The 5261-nt window shown below is 67.3% G+C and carries 5 protein-coding genes and 1 pseudogene; 3 read left to right on the plus strand and 3 right to left on the minus strand.

Features of this window, described 5'->3' with window-relative positions; all coding sequences use genetic code 11:
• Positions 1 to 168: 168 nt before the first annotated feature.
• Together ACH4YL_RS40565 and ACH4YL_RS40570 are read right to left on the minus strand one after the other, a co-directional pair.
• On the minus strand, positions 169 to 1206 hold the full coding sequence (locus ACH4YL_RS40565; protein ID WP_398512560.1) for a LacI family DNA-binding transcriptional regulator: 1038 nt from the start codon (positions 1204 to 1206) through the stop codon (positions 169 to 171).
• A gap of 99 nt (positions 1207 to 1305) precedes the next feature.
• Positions 1306 to 1869, minus strand: coding sequence for a dihydrofolate reductase family protein (locus ACH4YL_RS40570; protein ID WP_398512561.1), 564 nt, complete (start codon positions 1867 to 1869; stop codon positions 1306 to 1308).
• 351 nt (positions 1870 to 2220) lie between these two features.
• On the opposite strand from ACH4YL_RS40570, the gene ACH4YL_RS40575 reads away from it, so the two are divergent.
• From ACH4YL_RS40575 to ACH4YL_RS40585, 3 genes and pseudogenes are all read left to right on the plus strand, one after another.
• Entirely contained in the window at positions 2221 to 2760 is a 540-nt protein-coding gene (locus ACH4YL_RS40575) for a hypothetical protein (RefSeq protein WP_398512562.1), read from the plus strand.
• Positions 2761 to 3138: 378 nt separating this feature from the next.
• Positions 3139 to 3876, plus strand: a complete 738-nt coding sequence (locus ACH4YL_RS40580; protein ID WP_398512564.1) for a hypothetical protein — start codon at positions 3139 to 3141, stop codon at positions 3874 to 3876.
• Positions 3877 to 3976: 100 nt separating this feature from the next.
• Positions 3977 to 4078, plus strand: a pseudogene (locus ACH4YL_RS40585) (IS5/IS1182 family transposase); the annotation flags it as partial.
• A 15-nt stretch (positions 4079 to 4093) separates the two neighbouring features.
• Here ACH4YL_RS40585 and ACH4YL_RS40590 read toward each other — a convergent pair.
• Positions 4094 to 5077, minus strand: a complete 984-nt coding sequence (locus tag ACH4YL_RS40590) for a BtrH N-terminal domain-containing protein (protein ID WP_398512563.1) — start codon at positions 5075 to 5077, stop codon at positions 4094 to 4096.
• Positions 5078 to 5261: the final 184 nt, after the last annotated feature.

The raw sequence follows: 5261 nt of genomic DNA on the forward strand, positions 1-5261 counted from the left end.
GCCCCCCCCCCCGACGGCCCCCGCGCTCCACCCCGCGCGGGGGCCGGGGGCGGGGGGGGGGGGGGGGGGGGGGCCCCCCGGGGCGGGGGGGGGGGGGGGGGGGCGCGCCCCCCCCCCCCCCCCCCCCCCACACACGACTCCGGCAGGCGGACATTGCCCGGCCTACGCCTACCTCGCAACAGGGCCGGTGCTCTCGCGCACCACGAGATTGGTTGCCAACTCGATCCGCGGAACAGGCGGTTGCCCACCCTTGATCAGCGTGACGAGCATCCTGGTCGCCAATGCGCCCATTTCCCGAAGGGGCTGTCGGATGCTCGTCAGTGGCGGCGACGTCCACGGGGTGAAGTGCACATCGTCGAAGCCGACCACGCTGACATCGGACGGAATCCGCAGCCGGCGCTCCTTGAGCGCCTGGTATGCGCCCAGCGCCTGCACATCGTTGCCCGCGACGATCCCGGTAGGAGGCGTCGGCAGCTCCAGCAACGCACTGGTCTGCAGGTATCCCTCCTCGAGCCGGAAGGGACCATGGCGCACCAGGCGCGCGTCGAACCGCAGCCCGGCAACCTTCAGCGCGTCACGGTAGCCCGCCAACCGTGCCCGGGTGCAGGACAGGTGCTCGGGGCCGCCGATGACCGCGATCCGACTGTGCCCCAGGGAAATCAGGTGCTGGACAGCGCTGAACCCACCGTGCCGGTTGGTCACGCTGACCGAGTTCGCCGGCGGATCCTCACCGCCCACCGCGTCGACCACGACAAACGGGATCGACAGCCGGTCGAGCGTCGTGCGCTGGATGGCCGTGAGATCGGACAGCACGAGGACGACCCCGCGCGAACCACGTGCGCCGAGCGCCTCCAACCAGCCCAGCGCAGGCGCGCGATCGGTATGGACCGCGCTGAGCACGAGGTGCATCCGGTGCTCACGCGCCACCTCTTCGGCGCCGGTGAGGATCTCGGCGGCCCAGGCACTGTCCAGGTCATTGATCACCAGGTCCAGCAGCGCGCCGGCTCCGCCACGAGGCTTCGACGGACGGACGTACCCCTCCTGGGCGATGATCTGCTCGACCCGCTCCTGGGTTCGCACGGACACGTCACGGTGGCCGTTGAGCACCTTGGAGACCGTCGGCACGGACACGCCGGCTATTTCGGCGATGCGGGCGAGTGTGGGTCTTTTCTGCGACTCGATCGTCACACGCACCCCCGCTGTCACCGACCAGGCACCCGTTCAACGATAGCTCCGGGGTCAAGAGGGCTGCCGACGCGCGGTGTATCCATCATTCGCTGGCCCAGGGCTCGGCGGACGAGCCGGCTAACGCGCCACGCGGTGGTGGAGGTAGACGACTCTCGAGCTGAAGGTGCGAGTCTCGACGAGTTCGAGATCCACCCGGCGCTCGTGTTGGGGAAAAAACGGGATGCCACCGCCAACCAGCACCGGGTAGACCATGGCCTGGTACTCGTCGATCAGACCCAACGCGGCCGCCTCGGCGGCGAGAGTCGCGCCGCCGATCGCGATGTCGCCCTCTCCCGGCTCGGCTCGCAACCGCTCGATCTCCTCCGCCAGGCCGCCGGAGGCCAGGCGGGCATTTCCCTGCACCGCCGACAGCGTGGAGGAGAACACCACCTTTGGGAGCGGATTCCAGAGCGCGGTCCACTCGCGCTCTGGGTCGCCGAGCGTAGGATCCTGGTCGGCGGTCTCCCAGTACAGCATCGTCTCGTACAGCCGTCGTCCCAACAGGTGGACGCCGACCTGTCGAATCTCGTCGATCCAGAAGCGAAAGACCTCCTTGTCGGGGACCGTCCAGTCGAAGCCGCCGTCCGGCCCGACGATGTAGCCGTCGAGTGAGACGCTCATCGAATAGGTCACGCTGCGCATCAGAAGTCCTCCTCTGGAGCGGGTTCGACAGTATGACCGCCGGACGCCGCAGGACTCATCGCGGCTCGCGGGATCCCTGGCCGAGTCACCTCACGAGATCATTTCCTTGAGAAAACCACAGTGGATTGAGTTGGCGGTGGCCTCTCCCCTTGCGGGCGATGCGGTGCGTGAACACTGGCTTCGGGCACGGCTGATCGTGCACGCCTCACCGCACATCAAGCGCCGTCGGGAGTCGCACGGGCAGCAGCGACGACCGTCGCCCGCGCGACAAGGCCGGAACGAGGCAGCGCCCCGGCCCGAAAGGCAGACGCCTCTTCCGTGGCACGGGGGTGCACACCGAGACTGTCAGTCGTGAGCACCGACTGGAGTTTCATCGCCACCACCGGCAGCGCTGTGCTGACGACGCTGCTCGGCGTCGCCGCTGGTTCGTTCGTCAGCAGCCGGGCGCAACGAGGACAGCGGTCCTGGGAACGCCAGACGGACGCATGCGCCCAGGTTCTACGAGAGTCCGCCGCGATCCTCGTAGCCCTGGCTCGGCTGTCCGAAGAAAGGCGAGCACAGCCGCCCGGCACCGGATCTGAGATCGACTGGCGACCGTGGAACGACGCGTTGGCCATGGTGAGTTTGGTGGCCGATCACGACATCGCCGAGGCTGCGCATGCAATCGATGAGCAGATCTGGCGGTCTCATCGCGCCCTCGTGCGCGACAGGTCCACACAGGGGCAGTGGTTCGCCTTGCGGGATGACATCGAGGACCGGCGCCGGTCATTCACCGAAATCGCACGCCGCCGCCTGGCCGTTCCGGGGCCGGTGCCTCGGCGTCTTCATGGTCGACCCGACACCGATGATCCGATGTGGACGCATTCTGAGCCACCGTCGCCCGTGGTGTGACGACAGACGGAGCGGGGACCGCGAGAGCAGGCCCGGTCCTCGTGATGATCACGGTGACACCCGCCGACATGCAGGACCGGGGCTCCGTCCTCGGGCCAGTCAGACACTGATTCTCTTCCTGCCCAGTCCACCTTCTGTGCGTGCAAGCTTCACGTCCTAACCCCGGTTGGAACAGCGGAGCTTGGCAGGGTCGAACGCGCTCGGTGTCGCGGAACGCTGCGACAGGTCGGTCGTCACGGCCAGCCAGGCGCTAAAGTCCAGATGTGCGTTGATCTTCCGGGCGGCAGCCATGTGCAGCCGCAGACGGTGCAGGCGTCTCCCGTTACAGGGGCCGCCCCAGCAGGCATACCCGTCATCACCCCACCGGAGATCCACACCATGACTGTTCGGCAGCCTCTCACCTACGACGCGTTTGTCGAACTCGCCGCCAGTGATTCAGCCGTCGTCGGCCTCGTCCTCAAAGGTTCCCGAGCCCACGACGGCATGATCACCCGGCATTCCGATCACGACCTTTACGTGGTCGTCGCCGATGACGCTACGACCGATCTCACCCGGTTCGCGGGCCACCGCACCGCCGAGCTCGACCTCGTCATCGTCTCTCTCACCGAGTTCCGTGCAGCCGGGATGCCAGGATTTGAACGCTACGCCCTCGCCCGTGCCCAGATCGTGCTCGACCGGCTCGGCGGAGGCATCGCCCGGATCCTTGCCGACAAGGCTCGTCTGGGTGCCGATGAGGCATTCCAGGACTCCAGTGGCTGGCTCGACGCCTACGCCAACTCTCTCTACCGCTCCGTCAAGAACCACCGGGACGGCCAGGCTCTCGCCGCTCGCCTCGACGCCGCCGACAGCATTCGGTTTCTGATTGAGCTGCTCTTCGCTCTCGACCGGCGCCCCCGCCCCTACAACAAGTACCTGGAGTGGGAGCTCGCCCGACACCCACTGCCGGGCTGGGACACTGACATGTTGCTCCGTGCCGTGAACCGCATCTCGGCAACAGGCGACGTATCCCTACAGCGGCACCTCTTCAGCATTGCCGAGGCAGCGGCCCGAGAGGCAGGTCACGGCGAAGTGCTGGACGCATGGGGCGAGGACCTTGACCTTATGCGAGCGCAATAGGGAGACGGAGGGACTCCCTGCGGCCGTGGTCCACGGCCGGCAGGCGATGCCGTGACTTTCCCAACGGGCCCTAGCCGCCGTCGAGGACGGCCACAGGGTCCTCAAGGATGTCCGGGCCGTGGCCACGAGGTTCGACAAACGCGCCTACATCTTCCACGGCACCGTCACTGTTACCTCGATCCGACTCTGGCTCCGCGCATGACCCGCCGGACAGGCCCTAGAGCAGGCTGAGTGCCTGCATCGCATCGCGTTCGATGCGCGAGAGCTCGTGGAGGATGGAGCCGGCCTGCATGAGGTGCTTCGCGTCGCCGGATTCGCCTGCTGTCGCGACGAGTGCGGCCACCTGTGTCCAGAGGGTGGCGGCCTCGGTAAACAGGGCGTGGCCGGTGCGCAGGTGGCTGCTCTCGATCAGCTGGGCGCACTCGGCGAGGAAGTCCCGGTAGAGATTGCGGAACAGAGCGCCGCCGGTGCCGGCCCTCTCCATGAGGACGGCGGTCCGTGGCAGATCTTCCCGCGGATTGTCGCTGCGCTCCAGCCACTTCGGCACTTGCTTGGCGGTCTTCTCGATGCCCCGGTGGCCCAGGTTCGCGATGGGCGGGTTCAGGAAGGCGTCGGCGCAGGTCTTGATCGCGGGGATGATCCGTTTCTGCGGTGGCGTCGGGCTGCTGGGCGCTGTGATGATGAAGGAGCGGTGCTTGGCGGTCATGGGGCCGCGCTCGGCCCTGGCTCTGGCCAGGCCGGCGAGGCTGGTCGAGACCGCTCCGCCCTGCGGGTCTGTGTCCACCAGGTAGGCGTCCTGTTCGTCGTAGCCATACATGGCCACGACGTGCCCGCCGAAGTGCACCTTGGTGCTGAAGTAGTCCAGGTGGTAGCTGTCGAGCTGAAGGCCGACCGGCCGACCGGCGTCGATGGGTGCCGCCACGTTATGCCATGCCTTGCGCGGGGAGGTGGTCTCCCCGACCAGCAGCTCAAGCCCGAGTACGGCGGCCAGGTTCCTGGTGAGCTCGAACGGCTTGACCCGACCTCCCAGGAAGGGAAAGCCCATGGCTTTGCTGTCCCAGTAGATGAAGGACAGCCCGGAGCCGAGCCCGAACAGCATGGGCTCGGACAAGTCGAGTCCCTCATGCCGCAGCAGCACTCCCAGCGCCGTCGTCTCGCAGTGCTGCATACCGCGGACATCGATGTCCTTCACCATCGCCATGCCGCTCATTCTCCTCCGTCACCTGACGACAACCCTGCAGACGGGCGTGCCAGACCACCGCGTCCCAGGCATGATCCTCCGGACAGGCCCTAGGCCGTGTATCGAAAGAGTCCTGCTGAACACCGCGAGCCGATTTCGACGGCACGTGGCTGTCAGTGCCCTCAAGTAGGTTCTGTCCGTTCGG

It is taken from the genome of Streptomyces sp. NPDC020681, assembly GCF_044334895.1.
Taxonomy (GTDB): domain Bacteria; phylum Actinomycetota; class Actinomycetes; order Streptomycetales; family Streptomycetaceae; genus Streptomyces.

What these genes read in the sequence shown, in the direction of transcription:
- ACH4YL_RS40580 (WP_398512564.1), top strand. Translation starts at nt 3,139, where the DNA reads ATGACTGTTCGGCAGCCTCTCACCTACGACGCGTTTGTCGAACTCGCC.
- ACH4YL_RS40570 (WP_398512561.1), bottom strand. Translation starts at nt 1,869, where the DNA reads ATGCGCAGCGTGACCTATTCGATGAGCGTCTCACTCGACGGCTACATC.
- ACH4YL_RS40590 (WP_398512563.1), bottom strand. Translation starts at nt 5,077, where the DNA reads ATGGCGATGGTGAAGGACATCGATGTCCGCGGTATGCAGCACTGCGAG.